At 69.8% G+C, this 21031-nt stretch carries 25 protein-coding genes; 10 read left to right on the top strand and 15 right to left on the bottom strand.

The window, feature by feature from the left end; all coding sequences use genetic code 11:
- Positions 1 to 165: 165 nt before the first annotated feature.
- From LBN7_RS08740 to LBN7_RS08725, 4 genes are read right to left on the bottom strand one after another with little or no spacing between them, the layout of a single operon-like run.
- A complete protein-coding gene (locus LBN7_RS08740; RefSeq protein ID WP_116636220.1) occupies positions 166 to 933 on the bottom strand; it encodes an ABC transporter permease in 768 nt (255 codons plus the stop codon).
- The gene (locus LBN7_RS08735) at positions 930 to 1727 is read right to left on the bottom strand and encodes an ABC transporter ATP-binding protein (RefSeq protein WP_116636219.1); all 798 of its coding nucleotides are present in this window, start codon (positions 1725 to 1727) and stop codon (positions 930 to 932) included. Before LBN7_RS08735 ends, LBN7_RS08740 begins: the two co-directional genes overlap by 4 nt.
- Before the next feature lie 2 nt (positions 1728 to 1729).
- Positions 1730 to 2095 carry a DUF1048 domain-containing protein gene (locus LBN7_RS08730; protein ID WP_341946788.1) on the bottom strand — a complete coding sequence of 122 codons (366 nt, stop codon included), beginning with the start codon at positions 2093 to 2095 and terminating at the stop codon, positions 1730 to 1732.
- 2 nt (positions 2096 to 2097) lie between these two features.
- The gene (locus LBN7_RS08725; protein ID WP_116636217.1) at positions 2098 to 2442 is read right to left on the bottom strand and encodes a PadR family transcriptional regulator; all 345 of its coding nucleotides are present in this window, start codon (positions 2440 to 2442) and stop codon (positions 2098 to 2100) included.
- Between the two features lie 161 nt (positions 2443 to 2603).
- Here LBN7_RS08725 and LBN7_RS08720 point away from each other — a divergent pair, with 161 nt between their 5' ends.
- Both LBN7_RS08720 and LBN7_RS08715 read left to right on the top strand, forming a co-directional pair.
- On the top strand, positions 2604 to 3053 hold the full coding sequence (locus tag LBN7_RS08720) for a putative immunity protein (RefSeq protein WP_207769983.1): 450 nt from the start codon (positions 2604 to 2606) through the stop codon (positions 3051 to 3053).
- Positions 3054 to 3086: 33 nt separating this feature from the next.
- Positions 3087 to 4052, top strand: coding sequence for an acetylxylan esterase (locus tag LBN7_RS08715; RefSeq protein WP_407361565.1), 966 nt, complete (start codon positions 3087 to 3089; stop codon positions 4050 to 4052).
- Positions 4053 to 4059: 7 nt separating this feature from the next.
- Here LBN7_RS08715 and LBN7_RS08710 read toward each other — a convergent pair whose 3' ends face one another.
- From LBN7_RS08710 to LBN7_RS08700, 3 genes are read right to left on the bottom strand one after another with little or no spacing between them, the layout of a single operon-like run.
- Positions 4060 to 4452, bottom strand: a complete 393-nt coding sequence (locus LBN7_RS08710; protein ID WP_407361564.1) for a VOC family protein — start codon at positions 4450 to 4452, stop codon at positions 4060 to 4062.
- Between the two features lie 44 nt (positions 4453 to 4496).
- Positions 4497 to 5135 (bottom strand): response regulator transcription factor, encoded by a 639-nt coding sequence (locus tag LBN7_RS08705; protein ID WP_341946784.1) that lies wholly within the window; start codon positions 5133 to 5135, stop codon positions 4497 to 4499.
- Positions 5123 to 6358 (bottom strand): sensor histidine kinase, encoded by a 1236-nt coding sequence (locus LBN7_RS08700; RefSeq protein ID WP_407361563.1) that lies wholly within the window; start codon positions 6356 to 6358, stop codon positions 5123 to 5125. The genes LBN7_RS08705 and LBN7_RS08700 overlap by 13 nt, the downstream gene beginning before the upstream one ends.
- Before the next feature lie 108 nt (positions 6359 to 6466).
- Between LBN7_RS08700 and LBN7_RS08695 the strand changes: the two genes are divergently transcribed.
- From LBN7_RS08695 to LBN7_RS08685, 3 genes are all read left to right on the top strand, one after another.
- Positions 6467 to 7234, top strand: a complete 768-nt coding sequence (locus tag LBN7_RS08695) for an ABC transporter ATP-binding protein (protein WP_407361562.1) — start codon at positions 6467 to 6469, stop codon at positions 7232 to 7234.
- The gene (locus LBN7_RS08690; RefSeq protein ID WP_407361561.1) at positions 7234 to 9744 is read left to right on the top strand and encodes an FtsX-like permease family protein; all 2511 of its coding nucleotides are present in this window, start codon (positions 7234 to 7236) and stop codon (positions 9742 to 9744) included. The genes LBN7_RS08695 and LBN7_RS08690 overlap by 1 nt, the downstream gene beginning before the upstream one ends.
- Before the next feature lie 69 nt (positions 9745 to 9813).
- Entirely contained in the window at positions 9814 to 10290 is a 477-nt protein-coding gene (locus tag LBN7_RS08685; RefSeq protein WP_407361560.1) for a cytochrome C5, read from the top strand.
- 74 nt (positions 10291 to 10364) lie between these two features.
- Here the strand turns inward: LBN7_RS08685 and LBN7_RS08680 are convergent, their stop codons facing one another.
- On the bottom strand, positions 10365 to 11402 hold the full coding sequence (locus LBN7_RS08680; RefSeq protein WP_407361559.1) for a MerR family DNA-binding transcriptional regulator: 1038 nt from the start codon (positions 11400 to 11402) through the stop codon (positions 10365 to 10367).
- On the bottom strand, positions 11399 to 12073 hold the full coding sequence (locus tag LBN7_RS08675; protein WP_407361558.1) for a HEAT repeat domain-containing protein: 675 nt from the start codon (positions 12071 to 12073) through the stop codon (positions 11399 to 11401). The genes LBN7_RS08680 and LBN7_RS08675 overlap by 4 nt, the downstream gene beginning before the upstream one ends.
- Positions 12074 to 12213: 140 nt before the next feature.
- Here LBN7_RS08675 and LBN7_RS08670 point away from each other — a divergent pair, with 140 nt between their 5' ends.
- Positions 12214 to 12786 carry a dihydrofolate reductase family protein gene (locus LBN7_RS08670; RefSeq protein WP_407361557.1) on the top strand — a complete coding sequence of 191 codons (573 nt, stop codon included), beginning with the start codon at positions 12214 to 12216 and terminating at the stop codon, positions 12784 to 12786.
- A 20-nt stretch (positions 12787 to 12806) separates the two neighbouring features.
- On the opposite strand, the gene LBN7_RS08665 is transcribed toward LBN7_RS08670, so the two are convergent.
- From LBN7_RS08665 to LBN7_RS08640, 6 genes are all read right to left on the bottom strand, one after another.
- Entirely contained in the window at positions 12807 to 13808 is a 1002-nt protein-coding gene (locus LBN7_RS08665; RefSeq protein ID WP_282215143.1) for a magnesium and cobalt transport protein CorA, read from the bottom strand.
- A 302-nt stretch (positions 13809 to 14110) separates the two neighbouring features.
- On the bottom strand, positions 14111 to 14905 hold the full coding sequence (locus LBN7_RS08660; protein WP_341946776.1) for an SDR family oxidoreductase: 795 nt from the start codon (positions 14903 to 14905) through the stop codon (positions 14111 to 14113).
- Positions 14906 to 14957: 52 nt separating this feature from the next.
- Positions 14958 to 15446, bottom strand: coding sequence for a hypothetical protein (locus LBN7_RS08655; RefSeq protein WP_341946775.1), 489 nt, complete (start codon positions 15444 to 15446; stop codon positions 14958 to 14960).
- Between the two features lie 4 nt (positions 15447 to 15450).
- Complete coding sequence (locus LBN7_RS08650; RefSeq protein ID WP_341946774.1) at positions 15451 to 16311, bottom strand: SDR family NAD(P)-dependent oxidoreductase; 861 nt, start codon at positions 16309 to 16311, stop codon at positions 15451 to 15453.
- Positions 16308 to 17132 (bottom strand): hypothetical protein, encoded by an 825-nt coding sequence (locus tag LBN7_RS08645; protein WP_407361556.1) that lies wholly within the window; start codon positions 17130 to 17132, stop codon positions 16308 to 16310. Before LBN7_RS08645 ends, LBN7_RS08650 begins: the two co-directional genes overlap by 4 nt.
- A gap of 12 nt (positions 17133 to 17144) precedes the next feature.
- Positions 17145 to 17660, bottom strand: a complete 516-nt coding sequence (locus LBN7_RS08640) for a gluconokinase (protein WP_407361555.1) — start codon at positions 17658 to 17660, stop codon at positions 17145 to 17147.
- Between the two features lie 93 nt (positions 17661 to 17753).
- Here LBN7_RS08640 and LBN7_RS08635 point away from each other — a divergent pair, with 93 nt between their 5' ends.
- From LBN7_RS08635 to LBN7_RS08620, 4 genes are all read left to right on the top strand, one after another.
- On the top strand, positions 17754 to 18263 hold the full coding sequence (locus LBN7_RS08635; protein WP_407361554.1) for a hypothetical protein: 510 nt from the start codon (positions 17754 to 17756) through the stop codon (positions 18261 to 18263).
- A 33-nt stretch (positions 18264 to 18296) separates the two neighbouring features.
- Complete coding sequence (locus LBN7_RS08630) at positions 18297 to 18845, top strand: hypothetical protein (protein ID WP_341946770.1); 549 nt, start codon at positions 18297 to 18299, stop codon at positions 18843 to 18845.
- A gap of 100 nt (positions 18846 to 18945) precedes the next feature.
- On the top strand, positions 18946 to 19821 hold the full coding sequence (locus tag LBN7_RS08625; protein WP_341946769.1) for an alpha/beta hydrolase: 876 nt from the start codon (positions 18946 to 18948) through the stop codon (positions 19819 to 19821).
- Entirely contained in the window at positions 19818 to 20912 is a 1095-nt protein-coding gene (locus LBN7_RS08620) for a M20 family metallopeptidase (RefSeq protein WP_341946768.1), read from the top strand. Before LBN7_RS08625 ends, LBN7_RS08620 begins: the two co-directional genes overlap by 4 nt.
- Positions 20913 to 21031: the final 119 nt, after the last annotated feature.

Raw genomic sequence — 21031 nt, 5'->3', positions numbered from 1 at the left:
GATCACGCGGAACGAAGGGCGAATCCTCGCGAAAGCTCCTTCATTCCGCGAGATCTCCTCCGTTCCGCGCGGCCGCAGCGCCCCGCGCGCCGCACCCCGAGCGCAGCGAAACGCCCCGGCCGGGGTATGAACCCCGGACGGAGCGTTCCGTCCCGCTCGAAGAGGTCAACTGACCTTCTTCCGGTAGGAGATGATCGCGAACACGTAGGCGACCACGAGGATGCCGACGCACCAGGCGAGAGCGACCCAGATGTCGTTCCCGACGGGCTTCTCGGCGAACAGCGCCTGGATGGTGTTGACGATCGAGGTGACCGGCTGGTTGTCGGCGAACCACTGCACCGGACCCGGCATCGTGTCGGTGGGCACGAAGGCCGAGCTGATGAACGGCAGGAAGATCAGCGGGTACGAGAACGCACTCGCACCGTCGACCGTCTTGGCGTTCAGGCCCGCGATGATCGCCAGCCAGGTGAGGGCCAGCGTGAACAGCATGAGGATGCCGATCACGGCGAGCCATGCGAGCGGGCTCGCCCCGGTGCGGAAGCCCATCAGGAAGCCGACGCCGAAGATGATCGCCAGGGTGATCGCGTTGGCGGTGAGTGACGTGAGCACGTGCGCCCAGAGCACGCTCGATCGGGCGATCGGCATGGAGTGGAACCGCTCGAAGATGCCGCTCTGCATGTCGGTGAACAGCCGGAACGCCGTGTAGGCGATGCCGGATGCGATGGCGATGAGCAGGATGCCGGGCAGCAGGTAGTTCACGTAGTTCTCGGCACCGGTGCTCGTCTTCAGAGCGCCGCCGAAGACGTACACGAACAGGAGCATCAGCGCGATCGGGGTGACCGCGGTCGTGATGATGGTGTCGGGACTGCGGAAGATGTGCCGCATGGAGCGGCCGGTGAGTGTCGCGGTGTCCGCCGCGAAGTGCGTGGTCATGCTGCGTGTCCTTTCTGAACCTGGGTGCCTGAGCCTGTCGAAGGCGACGGGCCGATGAGGGTGAGGAAGATCTCCTCGAGGGTGGGCTGCTTCTCGACGTACTCGACCTTGGCGGCCGGGAGCAGCTTCTTCAGCTCGGCGAGGGTGCCATTGGCGATGATGCGGCCCTCGTGCAGGATCGCGATGCGGTCGGCCAGCTGCTCCGCCTCGTCGAGATACTGCGTGGTGAGCAGCACGGTGGTTCCGGTGTTCGCGAGTTCCTTGACCACGTCCCACACCTCGATGCGGGCTTCGGGGTCGAGGCCCGTGGTCGGCTCGTCGAGGTAGATGACCTCGGGGTGTCCGACCAGGCTCATCGCGATGTCGAGCCGGCGGCGCATGCCGCCCGAGTAGGTGCCGACCTTGCGTCCACCGGCATCCGTCAGACGGAATTTCGCCAGCAGATCGTCGGCGACCTTCCCGGCGTCGGCGAGGTGGCGCAGCTTCGCGACCAGCACGAGGTTCTCGCGTCCGGTGAGGATCTCATCGACCGCGGCGAACTGCCCGGTGAGGCTGATCCTCTCGCGGACGCCGAGCGGATCGGTCGCGACATCGACGCCCTGCACGGATGCCGTGCCGGCATCCGCCTTCAGCAGGGTCGAGAGGATGCGCACCATGGTGGTCTTGCCGGCGCCGTTCGAGCCGAGCAGGGCGAAGATGCTGCCCTTCTCGACCTCGAAGTCGACGCCGCGCAGCACATGCAGGTCCTTGTAGGACTTCTGCACGCCCTTCACGCTGATGGCTGCGGTGCTCATGATCAGTTCTCCTTCTTCTTCGCGTCGTCGAACGCCTTGATGAGGCGCGCGCGCTCCTTGTCGATCCACTGCCGTCCGCCGTACGCGGCGGCGTAGTTCTCTGCGAACTCGACCGGGTCGTCGCCGACGATGGCGCTGACCGGGGTGCCGTCGATCGCGGCGCGCTCCCACAGATCCGCGATGTCGAGGAACATCTGCACGATGATGTTGCCGTCGGTGACGCCGCCGTAGTACATGTTGTAGCGCTGCTGGGCCTTCGCCATCTCGCGGTACGGCTCCGGGAGGGCGTTGATGCGGGCCTGCGCCTGCTTGTACTGCTTCTTCTCCTCGAGCGATCCGGTGAGTGCTTCGATCCACTTCGCGGCCATGATCAGTTCTCCTTGTTCTCGGTGTTGTTCGTGTTCAGCTGTTCGATGTGCTTCTTGAGGAAGCTCCAGGTGTTCCAGAAGTCCTCGAGTTCCTGCGTGCCGGCGGCGTTGAGGCTGTACACCTTGCGCGGCGGGCCCTTCTCGCTCGGGACCTTCTCGACGTCGACGAGACTCTTCTGCTCGATCCGCACCAGCAGTGCGTAGATCGTGCCCTCGGCGATGTCGGTGAACCCGTGTTCGCGCACTCGCGCGGTGATCTCGTACCCGTAAGCCGGCTGCTCGGCCAGGAGGGCCAGGACGATGCCCTCCAGAGTGCCCTTGAGCATCTCGGTCATCTGCTTGCCCATCAGGTCCTCCTTTCGTTTCTGTCGGTACTCAGTGTTGCTGGGTACCGGTACAAAGTAACACTGAGTACCGGTACTTAGCAACACCGAATACTGGAATCTTCTCAGGGAGGTTCTGCGACCGGGATCCGGCGAGCGTCGGAGGTTCCTGACACGATCATCGGGTGAGTGACGATCAGAAGGAGAAGTGGGCGAACCCTGAACTGCCGGTTCATCACGCGATCGCGGAGTGGGCTGCCGCCTGCGCCGAGCGCGCGCTGCCGATCTTCGACGAGCTGCGTCCTGGTGACGACAGGCCGCGCGCCGCGATCGCCGCCCTGCGCGCCTGGATGCGCGGCGAGATCCCGATGACGGAGTGCCGCACGGCCGCCTTCGCCGCGCACGCCGCGGCACGGGAGGCGGCGGATGCCCCAGCAGCCGTCGCTGCCGCACGCGCCGCCGGACAGGCGGTCGCCGTGGCCCACATGTTCGATCACTCGCCGCACGCCGCGACCTACGCGGCCAAGGCGGTCGGACTCCACCGCGGCGACGCGGGCCGGGCTGCTGAACGCGACTGGCAGTGGGAGAGGCTGGCACCGGAGCTGCGCGCGATCGGCTTCCCGCGGGGACGATGATCCCCCGCCTCGTCATCGGCTAACCTGTCGCCGATGGCTCTCACCGATCTCCCCCTGGACCAGCTCCGCTCCTTCCGGCCCGACGTGGCCGAGCCCGCGGACTTCGACGACTTCTGGGCGCGCACGCTCGCCGAATCACGGGCACTCGCGACCGCGCCCGTGGTCCAGACTGTCGCGTCCCCGATCACGCAGCTGATCGTGGAGGATCTGACGTTCAGCGGATTCGGCGGCGAGCCGATCCGCGCGTGGATCACCCGTCCGCAGGCGGAGGGGCCGTTGCCGACCGTCGTCGAGTACATCGGGTACAACGGCGGTCGCGGCATCCCCGGCGAGCGGCTGCAGTGGGCGGCCGCCGGCTACGTGCACGTGCTGATGGACACCCGCGGCCAGGGCAGCGGGTGGGGTTCAGGCGGCGACACCCCCGACCCGCACGGGTCGGAGGGATCGATCCCCGGCTTCATGACCCGCGGCATCCAGCATCCCGAGACGTACTTCTACCGTCGCGTGTTCACCGACGCGGTGCTGCTGATCGACGCCGTGAAGCAGCTGGATGCCGTCGACGCCGGCCGCATCAGCGTGACCGGCGGCAGCCAGGGCGGCGGCATCAGCCTCGCGGCCGCAGCCCTGCACCCCGACGTCTCGGCGGCGATGCCGGATGTGCCCTTCCTCTGCCACTTCCGGCGGTCGGTGCAGCTCACGCCCGAGCTCCCCTTCACCGAGATCGGCCGCTATCTCGCCGTGCACCGCGCGCGGGCCGAGGACGTCTTCGAGACGCTGTCGTACTTCGACGGTGTGAACTTCGCCCGCCGCATCACGGCGCCGGTGCTGTTCTCCGTCGCCCTGATGGATGCCGTCGTGCTGCCGTCGAGCGTGTTCGCGGCGTTCAACCACTGCGGCTCTGCGGATGCCGAGATCGCCGTCTACGAGTTCAACGGCCACGAGGGCGGGCAGATCGTGCAGTGGCACCGGCAGACCGCGTGGCTCGCGGACCGGCTCTGACTCCGCGTCAGTCGGCGAGCACCGAGAGCACGTTCCCCGCGGGGTCCGTGAACCAGGCGATGTCCGGGCCCTTGCCCGGGGCGCCGTGCGAGATGCCCTTCGCATCGGTGCCGAGGTCGGGGTCGGTGTAGATCTTCGTCACGACGCCCTTCGCATTGAGCTCGTCGACGGCGGCCTCGACGTCGTCGACCGGGAAGTTCAGGATCGTGTAGCTCGCCGGCGTGTGGTCGGGCTTGCCGTAGACGAGGATCGACCCGCCCTGAGGCAGGGCGATGCCGAGGAAGCCCATGGCGTTGTCGGTGACGTCCATGCCGAGCGTGTCGCGGTAGAAGGAGCGAGCCGCGTCGATGTCGTCGACGCTGAACCCGCTGAACGCGTGTGTGGTCTGGAAGGCGGTCATGGTCTCAGCATGCGCTCGTCCGGGCGACGTGTCCAGAGGCCCGCTCAGTCGCGGAGGTAGGCGAGCACCGCGAGCACCCGGCGGTGCCCGCTGTCGCTCGTCGCGAGCCCGAGCTTGGCGAAGATGTTGCCGATGTGCTTGCTCACCGCGGTCTCCGTCACGAAGAGCCGTGCGGCGATCGTGGCGTTGTCGAGGCCTTCCGCCATGAGGCCGAGCACCTCGCGCTCCCGCGGCGTGAGCGACTGCACCGGGTCGTCGGCCCGACGCCTGCTCATGAGCTGCGAGATGACCTCGGGGTCCATGACGGTGCCGCCCGCTGCCACACGGTGGAGGGCGTCGATGAACGAGGCGACCTTGCCGACGCGCTCCTTGAGGAGGTACCCGAGCCCGTCGGCGCCCGCGGCGAGCAGCTCCCCGGCGTAGCGGTCCTCGACGTAGGCGGACAGCACCAGCACGGGGAAGCCGGGGCGACGCGCCCGTGCCTCCGCCGCGGCCTTCAGGCCCTCGCTCGTGTACGTCGGCGGCATCCGCACATCGACGACCGCGGCATCCGCATCGTCGAGCCGGAGCAGGAAGTCGTCGGCATTGTCGACCGCGGCGACGACGTCGAAGCCCTCGCTGCGCAGCAGCAGCGCGAGCCCCTCCCTCAGCAGGGTGTCGTCTTCGGCGATCACGATCCGCATGGCAGCTCCGCTCTCAGGGTGGTGGGTCCGCCGACCGGGCTGGTCAGCTCCGTCGTGCCCTCGAAGGCCTCGACGCGGCGGCGGATGCCGGCGAGCCCTCCGCCCGGACGCTCCACGGCGCCGCCCGCTCCGTCGTCTTCGACGGTGATGATCAGCCGTTCTCCCTCGCGGCTCACCTGCACGGTCGCGCGCGCAGCGCCGCTGTACTTGTTCACGTTCGTGAGGGCCTCGGCGACGACGAAGTAGCTGGCGGACTCGACCGCGGCCGGTACGCGTCCGACGTCGGCGGCCTCGATCGTGCAGGGCACGGCGCTGCGGCCGGCAAGCGAGGCCAGCGCCCCCTCCAGGCCGAGCTCGTCGAGGATCGGCGGATAGATGTCGTGCACCGTGCGGCGCAGGCCGGCGAGCGCGTCGGTCGCGGCATCCTGCGCCCGACGGAGCGGTTCGAGTACGCCGCTCGGATCGGTCTCGAGCGCCCGCTCCGCGATCCCGAGCATCATCACGACGTTCACCAGGCGGTTCTGCGCGCCGTCGTGCAGGTCGCGCTCGATGCGGCGGAGTTCCGCGCCGTGGGCGTCGAGGGCGGCGGCGCGGCTGAGCGTCAGAGCATCCACGCGCGCCGCGAGACGGGACTTCTCGGGCGTCGCCAGCAGCCGCGCCGACGTCCAGGACAGCAGGCGTGCGACGGCGGGGATGAGCCACCAGGAGATCAGCGCGTAGGCGACGGCGACCAGCGGCATCGTGGCCGCGAGCTCCCAGGAGGTGACCGGATAGGGGGATCCGACCGGGTCATCGGCCGGCGCGAACTGCCAGTAGTACGTCACGGCGAGCGCGTTGACCGCGGCCAGCGGGAGCGTGGCCGTGATCAGCGACACCCACATCACCGGCAGGGCGTGCACCGCGAGCCACAGCGCGTCGCGTCCGGTCGACTTCGAGAAGGCGAAGCGCAGCCGGTCGTCGATCGTGGCCCCCGGCGGAAGCGCGCGCGAGATCGGGGGCAGGTCAACCCCGCGGAACGAGCCGATGCGCCGACGGTTGCGGTCGCTCCACGCATGCAGCACGCGCACGGCCTGCGGCAGGATCAGCACGCCACCGGTGATGATCATCAGCGGCAGCAGCACCAGCCCGACGCAGAACAGCACGAGGGAGACGACGGATGCCGCGAACTCGACGACCAGATACCGCTCGTCGCGCAGCCAGCGCCGCATCCGTCCGTCCTTCACTCTGCAAGTCTGCCGGAGAGCGGATGCCGGCGCGGTATAGCCAGCACCACCATCGTTCCGGTGGACAGCGGGATGGGACCGCGCCGCCGCTGTTCGTAGCGTCGAAGCATGACCTCCACATCACTCGCTTCCGCCGTCGACGCTCGTCCGGCCGAGGCGCTGCGCCTCCAGTCCGTCGTCAAGACCTACGGCACCGGCGTCGGCGCGGTGTCCGCGCTCCGCGGCGTCGATCTCGTCCTGGCGAAGGGCTCGTTCACCGCGATCATGGGCCCGTCCGGCTCAGGAAAGAGCACGCTGCTGCACAGCGCGGCCGGCCTCGACAAGCCCACCAGCGGCACCGTGCGGCTCGGCGGCACCGAGATCTCGGGTCTGCGCCCCGCGCAGCTCACGGCGTTCCGTCGCGACCACGTCGGCTTCGTCTTCCAGGCGTACAACCTGCTCCCCGCCCTGAACGTCGAGGAGAACATCACGCTCCCGCTGCGGCTGTCCGGTCGCCGGCTCGACCCGGGGTGGCTCGACTTCCTGCTCGACGCGGTCGGGCTCCGGGATCGACGACTGCGTCGCCCGGCCGAGCTGTCCGGCGGCCAGCAGCAGCGCGTCGCGATCGCCCGCGCGCTGATCACCCGGCCCTACGTGGTCTTCGGTGACGAGCCGACGGGAGCGCTGGACTCCCGATCCGGCAAGCAGGTGCTCGACCTGCTCGCGCACACGGCGAAGGAGCTCGACCAGACCGTCGTCGTCGTGACGCATGACCCGGTCGTGGCCTCGCACGCCGACCGCGTGATCTTCCTCGCGGACGGCTCGTTCGCCGGGCACCTCGATGGGGCGAGCCCCGCGCAGATCACCGATCGCATGAGCTCGCTCGGGGAGTGGTGATGACCGGTCAGCGTCTGAGCTTCGGCGGCCTCGTACGCGCCGATCTGCGCCACAACCGCGCCAGCTTCGCCGGGGTGGCGGTGGCGATCTTCGTCGCGAGCATCCTGGTGACGGGGCTGGGCGTGCTCGTCGAATCCGGCATCCGCGGTGGGCTCGCCCCCGAGCGCTACACCCAGGTCGACGTGGTCGTCGGCTCCTCGCAGTACGTCGACGTCCCCGAGGACATGCCGCTCCCGCTCCGCGAGCGCGCGCCGCTTCCCACGGATGCCGCGCAGGAGATCGCCGCGATCGACGGCGTCGAGAGCGTCGTCTCCGACGTCACGGTCCCGCTCACCGCGGGTGAGGATGCGGCACCCGTCGAGGCGCACTCCTGGGCCTCGACGACCCTGACCGGGTTCGTCCTGCGCGAAGGCAGGGAGCCGGCCTCCGCCGACGAGGTCGTCGTCACGGCCGTCACCGGCGAGGCCGTGGGCGACGCCGTGACCCTCTCGCACGGCGGCTTCACGGCCGAGTACCGGGTCGTCGGCGTCGTCGAGGGTCCGGTCGTGCCCGAGCGTGCGAGCCACGTCTTCCTCACCGAGGAGCGCATCGCCCAGCTCGACCCGCACGGCGGCGCCGCGCAGGTGCTGGGAGTGTTCACCGCTCCCGGCGAGGCCGACCGCACCGCCGCCGCGATCCGCGAGGCGCTCCCCGGCGTCGCCGCGCAGACAGGAGACGGCCGAGGCGACATCGAGTTCCTCGACTCCGGGGCCGCACGGTCGACGCTCATCGCGATCGGCAGCGCCTTCGTCGGCACATGCATCCTCGTGGCGATGTTCATCGTCGCCGGCACGCTCTCGCTCTCGGTGCAGTCGCGCCGTCGGGATTACGCCCTCCTCCGCGCGGTCGGCGCGAGCTCGAAGCAGGTCCATGCACTGGTCGCCCGCGAGGTGCTGTTCGTCGCCGTGATCGCCGCGCTCGCGGGTATCGCTCCCGGCTACCTGCTCTCGACCGTGCTGCAGGGAGCCTTCGTGTCGGGCGGCGTGATCCCCGGCGACTTCGCTCTGGCGATCGGTCCGATCCCCGCGGTCGGCGCCGTGCTGCTCGTGCTCGGCGCCGCGTGGGGTGCGGCGCGCATCGCGGCTCGGCGACCCGCGAAGCTCGACCCGATCGAGGCGCTGCGGGAATCGGCCACGGGCCCAGCGGCGAGCGGACTGCCGCGGATCATCACCGGCATCGTGTTCGCGACCGCCGGGATCTCCGTGTCGACCGTGCCACTGGTCGTGCGCGGCGAATACGCGGCCGGTGCCTCGGCGGGAGCGGCGATGATGCTGATCGTCGCGCTCGCGCTGCTGGGGCCATGGCTGGTGTCGCTCAGTGTGCGCCTGATCGGCTCCGTGCTGCGGCGGCTGTCCGCAGCCGGGTTCCTGGCGGCGGCGAACGCGGCGGCGAACAGCCGTCGGCTCGCCAGCGCGATCCTCCCGATCGCCCTGGGCATCGGCCTGGGGCTGGTGCAGATCGGCGCCCCCGCGGTCATCGCGAGCGAGGCCGCCGCGCAGGCGCAGGCCGGTGTCACGGCCGACCTCCGCGTCACGGCATCCGCGGGCCTCAGCCCGGCATCCACCGAGATGATCAGCTCGATCCCCGGGGTGTCGGGCGCCTCCGGGATCGCGATCAGCAGTGCGATCATCGATTCCCTCGACTTCGAGGGCAAGGTGCAGCGCGGGGAGCACGTGCTCCAGGGCGTCGACCCGTCGTCGGTCGACACGGCACTCGACCTGCAGGTGCAGGAGGGCACGCTGGGTGGGCTCGACGACGGCTCGACCGTGGCGGTGAGCACGGATGCCGTGCAGACCCTCGGCGTCGGGATCGGCGACACGGTCACCGGCCGCTTCGGCGACGGGATGCCGCTTGAGGCGACGGTCGTGGCGATCTACGAGCGCGGTCTGGGCTTCGGCGACCTCACGATGGATGTCGAAGCGGTGCGCGAGCACACCACGACCGGGCTGGACGCCTTCGCCCTCGTGGCCGTCGACGACGGCGCTCTCGACCACGTGCGCGCGGCTCTCGTCGACGCGGGGCTGCTGACGGCCGATGCGCGCGGGCAGAAGGCCGCGGGTGCCGACGCGCAGTCCCAGCAGGGCTGGGTGAATCTCGTTGCGCTGATCGTGATCCTGGGGTACATCGCGATCGCCGTCATCAACACGCTCGTCATGGCCACAGGGGAGCGGTCGCGCGAGCTCGCGCTGCTGCAGCTGATCGGCTCCTCGCGGCGACAGGTGCGGGCGATGATGCGCGTCGAGGCGATGATGGTCGCGACCATCGCCGTCGTCTTCGGAGTGCTGGTGGCCGTGCCGCCGCTGATCGGGATGAGCATCGGGATCTCCGGTCAGCCGATCCCGGCGCTGCCGGTGCTGCCGTCGCTGGCGATCATCGGGTCGATGGGCGCGCTCGCGCTGCTGTCGCTCTGGGTGGCGACGATCGCCGCGATGCGCACGCGGCCGATCGAGGAGATCGGCTCGCGGCAGTAGCCGGCTCCCGGATCGCGCGTCTTCGCATCCGGCCGCCCGCGCGGCGGTCGGATGCGAAAGACTGGTCTCATGACCTCGCCCCTGCTCGACAACCTCCTCGCCCGTATCGTCGACAGCGGACTGCTCGATGAACCGGTCGCCGAGAACGGCCTCATCTACGGGCGTGCGAGCATCGACGCCGCCGGCACCGTCGTGACGGTCAACGTCGACCCCGAGCTCGACGACGATGACGACGCGGTCGACGGCGAGGAGCTCGTCGCCGCCCTCGCCCGCATCCTGTCCGTGAACGAGACCCGCTGGCGGGCCGTGATCGACGAGGTCGCCGACGACATCGACGAGGCGGTCGACGACGAGCCGGTGATCGAGCAGGTCGACCTGCGCGACGACCTCGAGGCTACCTCGGTCGTCGTCTTCGCGGATGCCGTGCTGCTCGCCTTCGATGCGCCGAAGCAGTTCCCCGACTCGCGGATCCTGGTGCAGCTCGACGACGAGCTCGAGATCGCCAACATCGAGGTCAGGGATCGGGACGGCTCCGCCCCGCAGTGAGGCGGCCGCGCGCACCCGGGCCGCGCGTACCCGCGCGGGTGCGCTCGGCCCGGGTGCGGGCAGCCGCGGTGCGCTCAGCCGGGCGCGGGTCGCACGGCGCGGGTCGCGCGCTGTGACGGCGCGGCGTGCAGCAGTGCCCTCGCCGTCAGGGCGACCGACGGCTCCAGATCCTCCGCGAGTTCGCGGAGTGCGGTGACCGCTTCGTCGCCGGACAGCGATCCGAGCGCGCCGGCGAGACGTCGCCGGACTCCCGGGTCGGCGGATGCCGCGGCGGCCGCCAGGGCATGTGCGATCCGGGGCGCGAGGTCGTCCGACGCCGCCATGCCCTCGAGGACCTCGAGGGCCTCGATGTCCCCGGTGCCGAGGACGATCAGCTCGACGATCGCGTCGATGGACTCGGCGTCGCCCGAGCGCCCGCGGGCCAGGTGCGCCCGGGCGCGGAGGAGCGGATCGCGGTGCTCGGTGAGGGCGGTCAGCACCTGCAGAGCGGCAGGGGAGCCGATCTTCTCGAGCGCGCGGAGGGCCCGATGTCGCCGGTCGTCGTCCGGTGAGTCGAGAGCGGCCGTGAGCAGGGGGATCGCCGCGTCGCCCGCGCGCGCCACGGCCCAGGCCATCGCGCCGGCGGCGTTGGGATCCTGTTCGCGGAGAACGGCTTCGACCAGCACGCCGACATCGCGCCCGTCACCGTCCGGCAGGGAGAGCGCGTGTCGCTGGCGGGTGGACGCATCCTGCGCCTCGAAGCCTCGCATGAGCCCGATCGTGCGCATCACGTCGGGCCAGGCCTCGGGTTCCGACGCGTGCACCTGCTCCAGCCGGGAGACCAGTTCCTGCGCCCGGGCGAGGCGGTCGCGCGAGCGCTCGAGGAGCCGATCGATCATGCCGCGCGTGGTGAAGTGCTCGTCGGTGAGGGCCGCCGGTATCTCGGCGAGACCCAGCCCCAGCGACCGCAGACCCTCCACCCGGAAGAGGCGCTGCACGTCGGCATCCGAGTAGCGGCGGTACCCGGCGGCCGTGCGCTCCGTCGGCGAGACGAGCCCGATGCGGTCGTAGTGGCGCAGCATCCGTGCACTGATGCCGGTCTGCTGCGCCACCTCGCCGATCAGCATGCTCATTCCTCGGTCCGCGGCGCCGCGCGCAGTGCGACGATGCGCTGAGCCTCGGCGACGGCGGCGTCGAAGCCGTCGTCGGGATTCTCCATCACGTGCGCGGTCGCGATCGCGTGGATGCGCACCTCCGGTGCGGGGTACGTCGCCGCCTTCTCGACCGCTGCCGCCGCCGGCGCGCCGAGCACCGCGAAGGCCCGACTCAGACTGCGCTGCAGGTCGCGGTCACCGCGGGCGAACTGCGTGGAGAGGACCTCGGCGAGCCGCCCCTTCTCGTCGTCGGGGGCGAGACCGGCGGCCGTGCGCCACGCGGCTCGCGCGACCTCGGTGTCGTCGTCGGTGAGCAGCGCCGTCGTGATCGCCGGCCAGGCGCGCGGGTCGCCGATCTTCGACAGCGAGTGCAGCGCCTGACTGCGCGCCTGTGCCGTGGTCGAGCCGAGCTCGGGCAGCAGGAGCTCGACGGTGACCTGACGATCGTGTCGTGTCAGCGCCCACGTGAGCGTCTCCCGCACGGAGAAGTCCGGTTCCGTGCGGCACTGCGCGATGAGCACGGGCACGTAGGCGGTGCGCGGGTGCGTGCCGGCCGTCATCGCCGCCTGCAGGCGCGTCGATGCGGACTCGGCCGTCAGGGCAGCGCTGAGCTGCCGCACTGCAGCGGATTCGCGGTCGTCGTCGGTCATGGGACCACCTCCATCAGCCATCTCACACCTTGTCACGGTGTCAAGGTCAAGTCTTTCGGATGCGGGATGTCGATTTCGGCCGTCTCCGTTCGACGTCATGATGAGAGGGTCGAACGGCGACCCCGACCAGGAGGAAGAGCATGACCCGCGAACTCGTCTACACCGGATTCATCACCGCTGACTGCATCGTCGACTCCCCCGGCGGCGCGGTCGAAGGTCACCCGAACGGCGGGTGGGTGTTCCGCACACCGTTCGACGCCGACGCCTACTCGCTGAAGGGCGAGGAGCTGGCCGACACCACGGCGCTGCTGTTCGGGCGCCGCAGCTACGAGGCCTTCGCACCGTTCTGGCGGGACTCAGAGGACCACGCCGCGTATCGGGATCTGCCCAAGTACGTGGTGTCGACCACGCTCGCCGAAGAGGATCTGGTCGACGGCTGGGGTGAGACGAGCATCCTCCGTTCGACCGACGAGGTCGCGAGGCTGCGTGACGGCGAAGGAGGAGGCATCTTCATCCACGGCAGCGCCGAGCTCGCCCTGCGCCTCGCCGAGGCCGACCTCATCGACCGCTACAACCTGCTGGTGTTCCCCGTGCTGCTGGGTTCCGGCAAGACGATCTTCCCGTCCGGCCCGCGCGGCCAGGAGCTCTCGCTCCGTGAGTCCGCCGCGTACGCGAACGGAGTCGTGAAGGTCGTCTACGACGTGACGCACTGACGGATGCCGGGGAGCCGGGCTCAGAGCCACTTCTTGTACTTGAACACCCCGTACAGCGCGACGGCGAACGCGGCCATGGCCCCGATCGCCATCGGGTAGCCGAAGGCCCAGTGCAGCTCGGGCATGACCTCGAAGTTCATGCCGTACACCGTGCCCACGAGCGTCGGCGCGAAGATGATGGCCGCCCACGAGGAGATCTTCTTGATCTCGTCGTTCTGCGCGAGCCCGGCCTCGGTCTGGCGGCGGGCGACGAGCGCGGAGTGCACGGTCAGCGCGTTCTCGAGGATCGCGCGGAACGAGTCGACCCGCTCGTTCACCCGGATCGTGTGGTCGAGCACGTCGCGCAGCGACCGCTGCAGCTCCTCGTCGATGCGGTACTTCTCGGACCCGCGGCGCAGCCACTCCAGCATCCCGCTGAGGGGGTGCACGGCCCGCTGGAAGTTGATGACCTCGCGCGAGAGCTCGTAGATGCGGCGGGAGAGCTGGTCGTCGTCGCTGTCGCCGAAGAGCTGGTCCTCGATCTCGTCGATGTCGTTCAGCAGACCGGCGACGATCGGCTCGTACCCGTCGACGACCTCGTCGAGGATCGCGTAGAGCACGGCCTCGGGACCCATGGCGAGCAGGTCGGGGTTGGCCTCCATGCGCCGGCGCACGGCGGCGAGGTCCGGCGACTCGGCATGGCGGATCGTCACCACGAAGTCGGGGCCGACGAACAGGTGCAGCTCGCCGAACTCGATCGACTCCTCCTTGTCGCGGTAGCGCGCGGGGCGCAGCACCGCGAAGAGCGTGTCGCCGTAGCGCTCCACCTTCGACCGCTGGTGGCCCGACAGGGCATCCTCGACGGCGAGCGGATGCAGGTCGAACTCGCGCGCGACCGACGCGACTTCCTCCGGGCTCGGACGGTAGAGACCGATCCAGGCGGTGCCGCCGGCGGCATCCAGCATCCGGTACGTCTCGTCCAGGTTCTTCGGGGTCTCCACGCGACGTCCGTGGACGTACACGCCGTTGTCGATGAGGGCCATGATGCGGCTCCGTTCCAGCAGGCGCACGGCAGCAGAGAGCTCCGTGCGCAGATTCGTCAAGGGGCGGGAGACGCCGCCGACGCTGCGGAAGGACGTGCGAGAACGCGGAGCGGATGCTCAACGCGAAAGCGCAGGGAGTCGCGACGCAGCGGTGGCGGCGTCGTAACTATCACCGGACATCGCCATCACCGCCTTTCGGACTCTCTTCGGGTCGGACGACCCGAGGGGCCATGTTACTCCTCGAAACCGGAAGAGGCGTTTCGTCTCGCGTGCGGCTCGCTCGACGACCGGATGCGAACCGGCTACGGCACGATCGAGTCGATGTAGCCGCCGTCGACGCGCACCGCGGCCCCGGTCGTCGCGGAGGCGAGCGGCGAGGACAGGTATGCGACCATGTTCGCGATCTCCTCGGGCTCGATGAGTCGCTGCAGCAGGGACTGCGGCCGGTGCAGCTTCATGAACTCGCGCTGCGCCTCGTCCCACGGGAGCGCCTTGTCGACCAGCTCGTAGACGAAGTCCTCGACGCCGCCGGTGTGGGTCGGGCCGGCGAGCACTGAGTTGACGGTGACGCCGGTGCCGGCGGCATCCTTCGCGAACCCGCGCGAGACGGCCAGCAGCGCGGTCTTCGACATGCCGTAGTGGATCATCTCGGCCGGGATCACGACCGCCGAGTCGCTCGCGATGTTGAGTACCCGACCCCAGCTGCGCTCCTTCATGCCGGGCAGGGTCGAGCGGATCAGGCGCACCGCCGCGAGCACGTTCACGTCGAAGTAGCGGCGCCATTCGTCATCGGTGATGTCGAGCGCGGGTGTCGCGCCGAAGATGCCGAGGTTGTTGACGAGGACGTCGATGTCGCCGGTCGCGGCGAGCACGGCGTCTGCACCGGCCTCGTCGGTCACGTCGCCGGGCGCGGCGAGCAGGTCGCGCTCGGACCGCTCGCCCTGAAGGTCGGAGATGACAGATGCCACGGTGTCGGCGCTGCGTCCGTTGACGGCGACGCGCGCTCCGGCATCCGCCAGCGCGGTGGCGATCGCCCGCCCGATGCCCTGGGTCGAGCCGGTCACGAGTGCGGTCTTGCCGGTGAGATCGATGAGCATGATGTTCCCTCCGTGGATGGATGCTGACGGTTGGTGCGACAGAAGACGTCGTCTACGGAGTCGCGGGTGTCGACGAGTACCAGACCACACGATCGTCATCGCACAACGACATGCCGAAGCGATACCAGACGATATCCCCGAAACTCGGACTGTAGGGGCCGATGATGACCGAGCCGTCTTCGCTGGTGATCGTGATGTTCAGTTTTCGATCGGCCGACCATTCGGCTGTTCCCGTGAAGGGCTTCGCGCTGTCCCATTCGATGCAGTTCTCGACGACATCGACATCACCGACGGGAAAGTCCGTGAGCTGTGCGACGCCGTCCGGTTCGAGCCGCATCTCCCCGATACCTGCGGGATCGCTGTACTTCTCCGGGATCAGGAGGAGGGGGAGGCTCGCTTCGGCTTCCACGCGTGCTTGGCCCTGCTTCCGCACCGGGAACATGAGGGCCAGGGTCGTGACGACGGCCACGACGACGACCGAGAGAATCGTGATGAGCAGCCAGCGGTACCTTCGCACTCGCCCTCCAGGTGTACGCGTCATCGCGTCAGATCGTTGGGATACCCACGAGCTCCGCGCTCTTCTGCCAGAGCGCCTCGGCGAGCTCGGCGTCGTCGACCTGGGGATTCACCCGGGTGCTCAGCGTGCGCTCGTCGTAGTACGCGCCGGAGAACCAGGTCTCATCAGGCGTGCCCTCGATGAACCAGCGCAGCGTCTCGCCGCCCTTGTCGGTGCCGATCGTGAGCAGGTGCTTGAGGGGCGTGCGGTAGATCAGTCGCATCACGCTCGACGACTCGGCCGCGAAGTTCGTCCGTACGACGCCAGGGTGGAAGGCCACCGCGCTCAGGCCCTCGGCGTGGAACTTCGTGTGCAGGCTCTTCGTGAACAGGACGTTCGCGAGCTTCGCGTCGCCGTATGCCTTGTTGGCGCTGTACTTCTTCCGGTTGTCGAGGTCGTCGACGTCGATGTGGCCGAACAGGCGGTGGCCGACGCTCGAGGTGTTGATGACCGCGGCATCCGCCTTCCGCAGCTGCGGCAGCAGCAGGTTCGTCAGCAGAAACGGCGACAGATGGTTCACCTGGATGGTCTTCTCGAAACCGTCGACGGTCGGCGTCTGATCTCCGAAGATCCCGCCGGCGTTGTTCGCCAGCACGTCGATGCCGTCGTCTCCGACCAGGCCCGCGATCTCCTCCGCCAGTGCCCGCACATCGTCGAGGCGGGCGAAGTCGGCGGTGAGGTGCTCGGCTCCCGTCTCGCGCGCGATCGCCGCGGTCTTCTCGGGCGACCGGCCGACGAGCAGCAGACGATCTCCGGATGCCGCGAGTTGCCGGGCAGCGGCCGCGCCGATCCCGTCGGATGCACCGGTGATGACGACCGTCCGGCGGCGCGCAGCGCCGTCGGGACTCATGCGCCTTCTCGGCGCGCGGGCGGGGCGGGGCGCAGGGGCTCGGCGACCGGCATCCGCTCGGGCTCGGGGGCGGCGGGAGGCTCCGGCGTGACGACCGGTGCCGACAGCTCCTTCGCCACCTGCTTCTCGAGCACCGTGACCGCATCGTCGGAGAGCAGGATGAGACCGTCGAGCTCTTCGCGCACGCGCTTGTAGGCGACATTGCGCTCGGCCTGCGTCGCCGATTCGTCGACCGCGACCTTCAGCAGCTGCTGTGCGCGCTCGAGCCGCTTGCGCTCCGGCTCGGTGAACGTCGAGTCGCGCAGGCGCCGGGCGTCCTTCTCGGCGATCTCGAACGCGACCGCGTAGTCTCCCACGGCCTGCAGGTACTCGGCCACCTGATGCTCGGTGACCTTCGCCTCCGCGGATGCCGGGCGCAGCGCATCCGCCGTCTTCTTGGCCCGCAGGAACGCGGCGGTCAGCGGCTGACGGCCGTCGCTCATGGCGGGGAACGCGATCAGCTTCGCGACGTCGAGCTCGTAGTCCAGCCAGCGGGCGGTGATCTCGTCGTGCTCGGCGAACAGGCGCACGAGCAGATCGTTCGGAGCGACGGACGCCGTGGTGTCGACGATCGACGGCCCGCGGCGCTTCGCCTGCTGGGTCAGTGCCCTCGCCTCGATCTCGGCGGTCTTCAGCTGGGCCTTCATCTTCAGGGTCTCGAGGCGCCGTTCATGACGGCGCTTCGCGCTCTGCTCCCAGGCCTTCGCGGCGCCACCGGCCATCCCCATGATGGGGAAGATGAGCCACCAGTAGTTGCCCGCCCAGTGCCAGAACTCTTGCATGATGGGATCAGCCTACTTCTCGGACTGCTCCCGCTCACCTGCCAGAAGACCCAGGATGCGATCGACGAGCTCGTCGGGGTCGGCATCCACGATGACGGTGACACCGTGCTCGTCATCGCCGAGCGGCTCGAGCGTGGCGATCTGCGAGCGCAGCAGGGCCGGCGGCATGAAGTGGTCCTCGCGCGCCTCCGCCTGTGCGGCGACTCTCTCGGGTGCGGCGGCGAGGTGCACGAACAGGGTCGCGGGAGCCGTCGCCCGCAGGCGGTCACGGTAGACGCGCCGCAGCGCCGAGCAGGCCATCACGACCCCGGGCTCCGTGGCGAGTGCGGCGCCGACGCGATCCAGCCAGGGCCAGCGATCCTCGTCGACCAGCGGGATGCCGGCGCTCATCTTGGCGATGTTCGCTGGGCTGTGCAGGTCGTCGGCATCGAGGAACCGGGTGCCTCGGCGTCGCGCCAGCTCCTCGCCGATGGTCGTCTTGCCGACGCCCGAGACACCCATCACGACGATCGGGTTGTGCGGCGTCATCGGTGCTCCTCGTGTGCGGGACGGACCCTCCTATCGAACCATGAGAGGCGCAGCGGATGCCGCCACCGCCCCGGCGCTTGATACCGTCGGAGCATGATCCCCGCCTTCGTGCTGAAGATCGTCCTCTTCGCCGCGGCGCTGGTCTTCGTGGTGGTGCTCGTGCGCTCGTTCTTCGGTCGCTCGAAGCGCGGGAAGGCCCCGGACGCCCGCATCCGTCTGCCCCGCTTCGTCGCCATCACCGCCGGGGTGCTGCTCGCCCTCGCGGTCGTCGCCTCGCTGCTGGGATTCGGCAGCGGGGACATGCGCGACCCGATGCCGTTCCGCATCGCGTCGGTCGTGCTGCTCGTCGTCGGCCTGCTGGTGCTGCTCGCGTACCGCAACCGGTACATCCTGCCCGGTGTCGACGCGATCGCCTTCCGCACGGTCCTCGGCGCGGAGCGCAGCATCCGCTACCGCGACATCGTGTCGCACCGCACGGTCGATCGGTGGGGAAGACGGATGCTGGTGGTGCGCTCCTCCGCCGGCACGACCCTGCGGGTCGACACGTCGGCACCCGGGATGTCGCGACTCGTCGCCGCTGTCGGCGACCGGAGTCCCTCCTGACCGGCGACCGCGCACCCGACTAGCCTGGGCCGCATGATCATCACCGAGTTCCCGCGCGACCTGCTGATGACCGGCGCGATCTTCGGGGTCGCCGCATTCGTGTGGGCGGGGTGGGGCCAGGAGCGACCGCCGAAGCACGGGGCATGGCGCGTCGTGCTCGGTGTGCTGAGTCTCGGCGGTGCGGCGCTCGCCGGGGTCAGCGTGCCGGCCGTGATCCGCAACTGGTCGTCGCCGACCGCCATCGTCGTGGGCGGACCGGCGTTCATCTGGTACATCGTGATCTTCTGGCTCGAGGTGATCGCGATCGTGGTGCTGGCGATCTGGGCGGCGAGGCGCAAGCGGCAGGACCTCATCGCGCCGCTCGTGCTGGGCGTCGTCGGCATCCACTTCCTCCCGCTGGCGTGGGTCTTCGCGCAGCCGATCTACTTCCTCGTCGGAGTGCTGCTGGTCACGGATGCCGTGGTCGCTGCGGTCGTGAAAGATGAGCCCGCGGCGCGGAGCTTCTGGTGCGGCATCCTCGCAGCTCCCGTCCTGCTCGGCGTCGGCATCGCGTGCGCCGCCGCGGGGTTCGCCGCACTCTGACGTCGGGTTCGTCGGATCCCGGGCTATCCCGGCGCTCTGGTCATTGCTATAGTCAACGAGATTGACTTGTTGACTGGACTTCTCCGAGAGTGGGACGACGATGACCACACCCCGCACGCAGGTCGCGGTGGACTGCGACGGCATCAGGATCGCGGCCGAGGTGCGTGGCGCCGGTCCTGCGGTGCTGCTGCTGCACGGCTACCCCGAGACGAAGGCCATGTGGGACGACGTCGCCGAGGCCCTGGCCGTGGACCACACGGTCGTCGCGGCTGATCTGCGCGGCTACGGCGATTCGGCGAAGCCCCGTGGCGCGCACTACTCCAAGCGCGAGATGGCCCGCGACCAGGTGATCCTGATGCGCGAGCTCGGCTTTCCCCGCTTCGCCGTGGTCGGCCACGACCGGGGCGGACGCGTCGCGCATCGGATGGCGCTGGATCACACGGATGCCGTGTCGGCGCTGGCCGTGCTCGACATCGTGCCGACACTGCACATGTTCGAGAACGTCGACCGGGCGATGGCGACGGCGTACTTCCACTGGTTCTTCCTCGCGCGGGACGACGGGATGCCGGAGGCGCTGATCGGCGCGGATCGTGAGACCTGGCTGCGCAGCAGGTTCACCGGCAGGCGGCACGACGGCGACCGGCTCCCGGATGCGTACGACGAGTACCTGCGATGCTTCGACGTCGACACCGTGTTCGCCTCGGGGGCGGACTACCGGGCCGCGGCGACCATCGACCTCGACCACGACCGCGCGGATCGGGAAGCCGGCCGCACCGTCGACTGTCCGACGGTCGCGCTCTGGGGTGCGCACAGTTATGTGGGTCGGAACTTCGACGTGCTCGCGACCTGGGCGCCCTACGCCCCCGGGGTCACGGGTGCGGCGGTCGAGGCCGACCACTACCTGGCCGAAGAGGCACCGGCGGTCACCGCCGCCGCGCTCAGGGAGTTCTTCGCGGCGACCGAGGCCGCGGCATGAGCGCGCGGTCGCTCGCGGTCGAGCGCCTGGCCGAGCTCGTGTCGATCGAGACGCCCACGGGCGACGCAGTCGGCCTCGCGACCGCGCAGCAGCTCGTGCGATCCTGGCTCGATCCGGTGATGGGCGAGCCGGGGATCATCGAGACCGTCGACGGCATCTCGCACCTGCGCTGGCCGGGAGGCGAGGCGCCCGCGGTGCTGCTGATCGGTCACCTCGACACCGTGTTCCCGAAGGGGACGATCGTCGACCGGCCGTTCCGGATCGACGGCGACCGCGCCACGGGACCGGGGGTCTTCGACATGAAGGCCGGCATCGTGATCATGGCGGCGGCGCTCGCACAGGTGGCGCGGCCGGGGGCGGTCGCCGTCCTGCTGACGAGCGACGAGGAGGTCGGCTCGCTGACCTCGCGCGCCCTGATCGAACGGGAGGCGGCCCGTGCGGGCACCGTCTTGGTGCTCGAGCCGAGTCTCGACGGAGCGCTCAAGATCGCCCGCCGCGGCGGCAGCATCTATCGGATCGCCTTCACCGGGCGCGCGGCGCACGCGGGGCTCGAGCCGTGGAAGGGCCGGAGTGCTCTCGCCGAGCTCGCCCATCACGTGCTGGCCCTGCCGGAGCTGGCGGATGCCGAGGCCGGCACGACCGTGAGTCCGACGGTCGCCCAGGCGGGGACGGTGACCAACGTGATCCCCGAGCACGCCGAGGTGCGCGTCGACGTACGCGCCTGGACGCTGGGCGAGCTCGAGCGCGTCGACGTCGAGATGCAGCGGCTCGGGGCGCACACCGACGGCGTCAGCGTCGCGGTCTCGGGCGGCATCAACCGTCCGCCGATGGAGGAGAGCTCCTCGGCCGAGCTGCTCGACTGCGCCCGACGGGTCGCCGCGCGTCTCGGGCATCCGGACGTCGAGGCGGTCTCGGCCGGTGGAGCATCCGATGGCAACTTCACGGCGGCGGTCGGGGCGCGCACGCTCGACGGCCTCGGGCCACGCGGCGCGGGCGCGCACGCCGACCACGAGTGGGTGTCGATCGACTCGATGATGGAGCGGATCGAGCTGCTCACCGGCATGCTCGACGAGCTCACGGCCGGCGGCTGATCGCAGCGCACGTTCGGGAGGAGATCTCACGATACGGAGGAGGTTTGAGCCCGGATGCTCCTCCCAAGCGTGAGATCTCCTCCGTAGTGGGTGCTCTCCCCGGCGGTGGCATCCGGAGC

It is taken from the genome of Microbacterium sp. LBN7 (assembly GCF_045690345.1).
Lineage (GTDB): Bacteria > Actinomycetota > Actinomycetes > Actinomycetales > Microbacteriaceae > Microbacterium.
The sequence above is the reverse complement of the archived record's forward strand: the minus strand, read 5'-3'. Positions and strand labels throughout refer to the sequence as shown.

What these genes read in the sequence shown, in the direction of transcription:
- LBN7_RS08740 (WP_116636220.1), bottom strand. Translation starts at nt 933, where the DNA reads ATGACCACGCACTTCGCGGCGGACACCGCGACACTCACCGGCCGCTCC.
- LBN7_RS08735 (WP_116636219.1), bottom strand. Translation starts at nt 1,727, where the DNA reads ATGAGCACCGCAGCCATCAGCGTGAAGGGCGTGCAGAAGTCCTACAAG.
- LBN7_RS08730 (WP_341946788.1), bottom strand. Translation starts at nt 2,095, where the DNA reads ATGGCCGCGAAGTGGATCGAAGCACTCACCGGATCGCTCGAGGAGAAG.
- LBN7_RS08725 (WP_116636217.1), bottom strand. Translation starts at nt 2,442, where the DNA reads ATGGGCAAGCAGATGACCGAGATGCTCAAGGGCACTCTGGAGGGCATC.
- LBN7_RS08715 (WP_407361565.1), top strand. Translation starts at nt 3,087, where the DNA reads ATGGCTCTCACCGATCTCCCCCTGGACCAGCTCCGCTCCTTCCGGCCC.
- LBN7_RS08710 (WP_407361564.1), bottom strand. Translation starts at nt 4,452, where the DNA reads ATGACCGCCTTCCAGACCACACACGCGTTCAGCGGGTTCAGCGTCGAC.
- LBN7_RS08705 (WP_341946784.1), bottom strand. Translation starts at nt 5,135, where the DNA reads ATGCGGATCGTGATCGCCGAAGACGACACCCTGCTGAGGGAGGGGCTC.
- LBN7_RS08695 (WP_407361562.1), top strand. Translation starts at nt 6,467, where the DNA reads ATGACCTCCACATCACTCGCTTCCGCCGTCGACGCTCGTCCGGCCGAG.
- LBN7_RS08690 (WP_407361561.1), top strand. Translation starts at nt 7,234, where the DNA reads ATGACCGGTCAGCGTCTGAGCTTCGGCGGCCTCGTACGCGCCGATCTG.
- LBN7_RS08685 (WP_407361560.1), top strand. Translation starts at nt 9,814, where the DNA reads ATGACCTCGCCCCTGCTCGACAACCTCCTCGCCCGTATCGTCGACAGC.
- LBN7_RS08680 (WP_407361559.1), bottom strand. Translation starts at nt 11,402, where the DNA reads ATGAGCATGCTGATCGGCGAGGTGGCGCAGCAGACCGGCATCAGTGCA.
- LBN7_RS08675 (WP_407361558.1), bottom strand. Translation starts at nt 12,073, where the DNA reads ATGACCGACGACGACCGCGAATCCGCTGCAGTGCGGCAGCTCAGCGCT.
- LBN7_RS08670 (WP_407361557.1), top strand. Translation starts at nt 12,214, where the DNA reads ATGACCCGCGAACTCGTCTACACCGGATTCATCACCGCTGACTGCATC.
- LBN7_RS08665 (WP_282215143.1), bottom strand. Translation starts at nt 13,808, where the DNA reads ATGGCCCTCATCGACAACGGCGTGTACGTCCACGGACGTCGCGTGGAG.
- LBN7_RS08660 (WP_341946776.1), bottom strand. Translation starts at nt 14,905, where the DNA reads ATGCTCATCGATCTCACCGGCAAGACCGCACTCGTGACCGGCTCGACC.
- LBN7_RS08655 (WP_341946775.1), bottom strand. Translation starts at nt 15,446, where the DNA reads ATGACGCGTACACCTGGAGGGCGAGTGCGAAGGTACCGCTGGCTGCTC.
- LBN7_RS08650 (WP_341946774.1), bottom strand. Translation starts at nt 16,311, where the DNA reads ATGAGTCCCGACGGCGCTGCGCGCCGCCGGACGGTCGTCATCACCGGT.
- LBN7_RS08645 (WP_407361556.1), bottom strand. Translation starts at nt 17,132, where the DNA reads ATGCAAGAGTTCTGGCACTGGGCGGGCAACTACTGGTGGCTCATCTTC.
- LBN7_RS08640 (WP_407361555.1), bottom strand. Translation starts at nt 17,660, where the DNA reads ATGACGCCGCACAACCCGATCGTCGTGATGGGTGTCTCGGGCGTCGGC.
- LBN7_RS08635 (WP_407361554.1), top strand. Translation starts at nt 17,754, where the DNA reads ATGATCCCCGCCTTCGTGCTGAAGATCGTCCTCTTCGCCGCGGCGCTG.
- LBN7_RS08630 (WP_341946770.1), top strand. Translation starts at nt 18,297, where the DNA reads ATGATCATCACCGAGTTCCCGCGCGACCTGCTGATGACCGGCGCGATC.
- LBN7_RS08625 (WP_341946769.1), top strand. Translation starts at nt 18,946, where the DNA reads ATGACCACACCCCGCACGCAGGTCGCGGTGGACTGCGACGGCATCAGG.
- LBN7_RS08620 (WP_341946768.1), top strand. Translation starts at nt 19,818, where the DNA reads ATGAGCGCGCGGTCGCTCGCGGTCGAGCGCCTGGCCGAGCTCGTGTCG.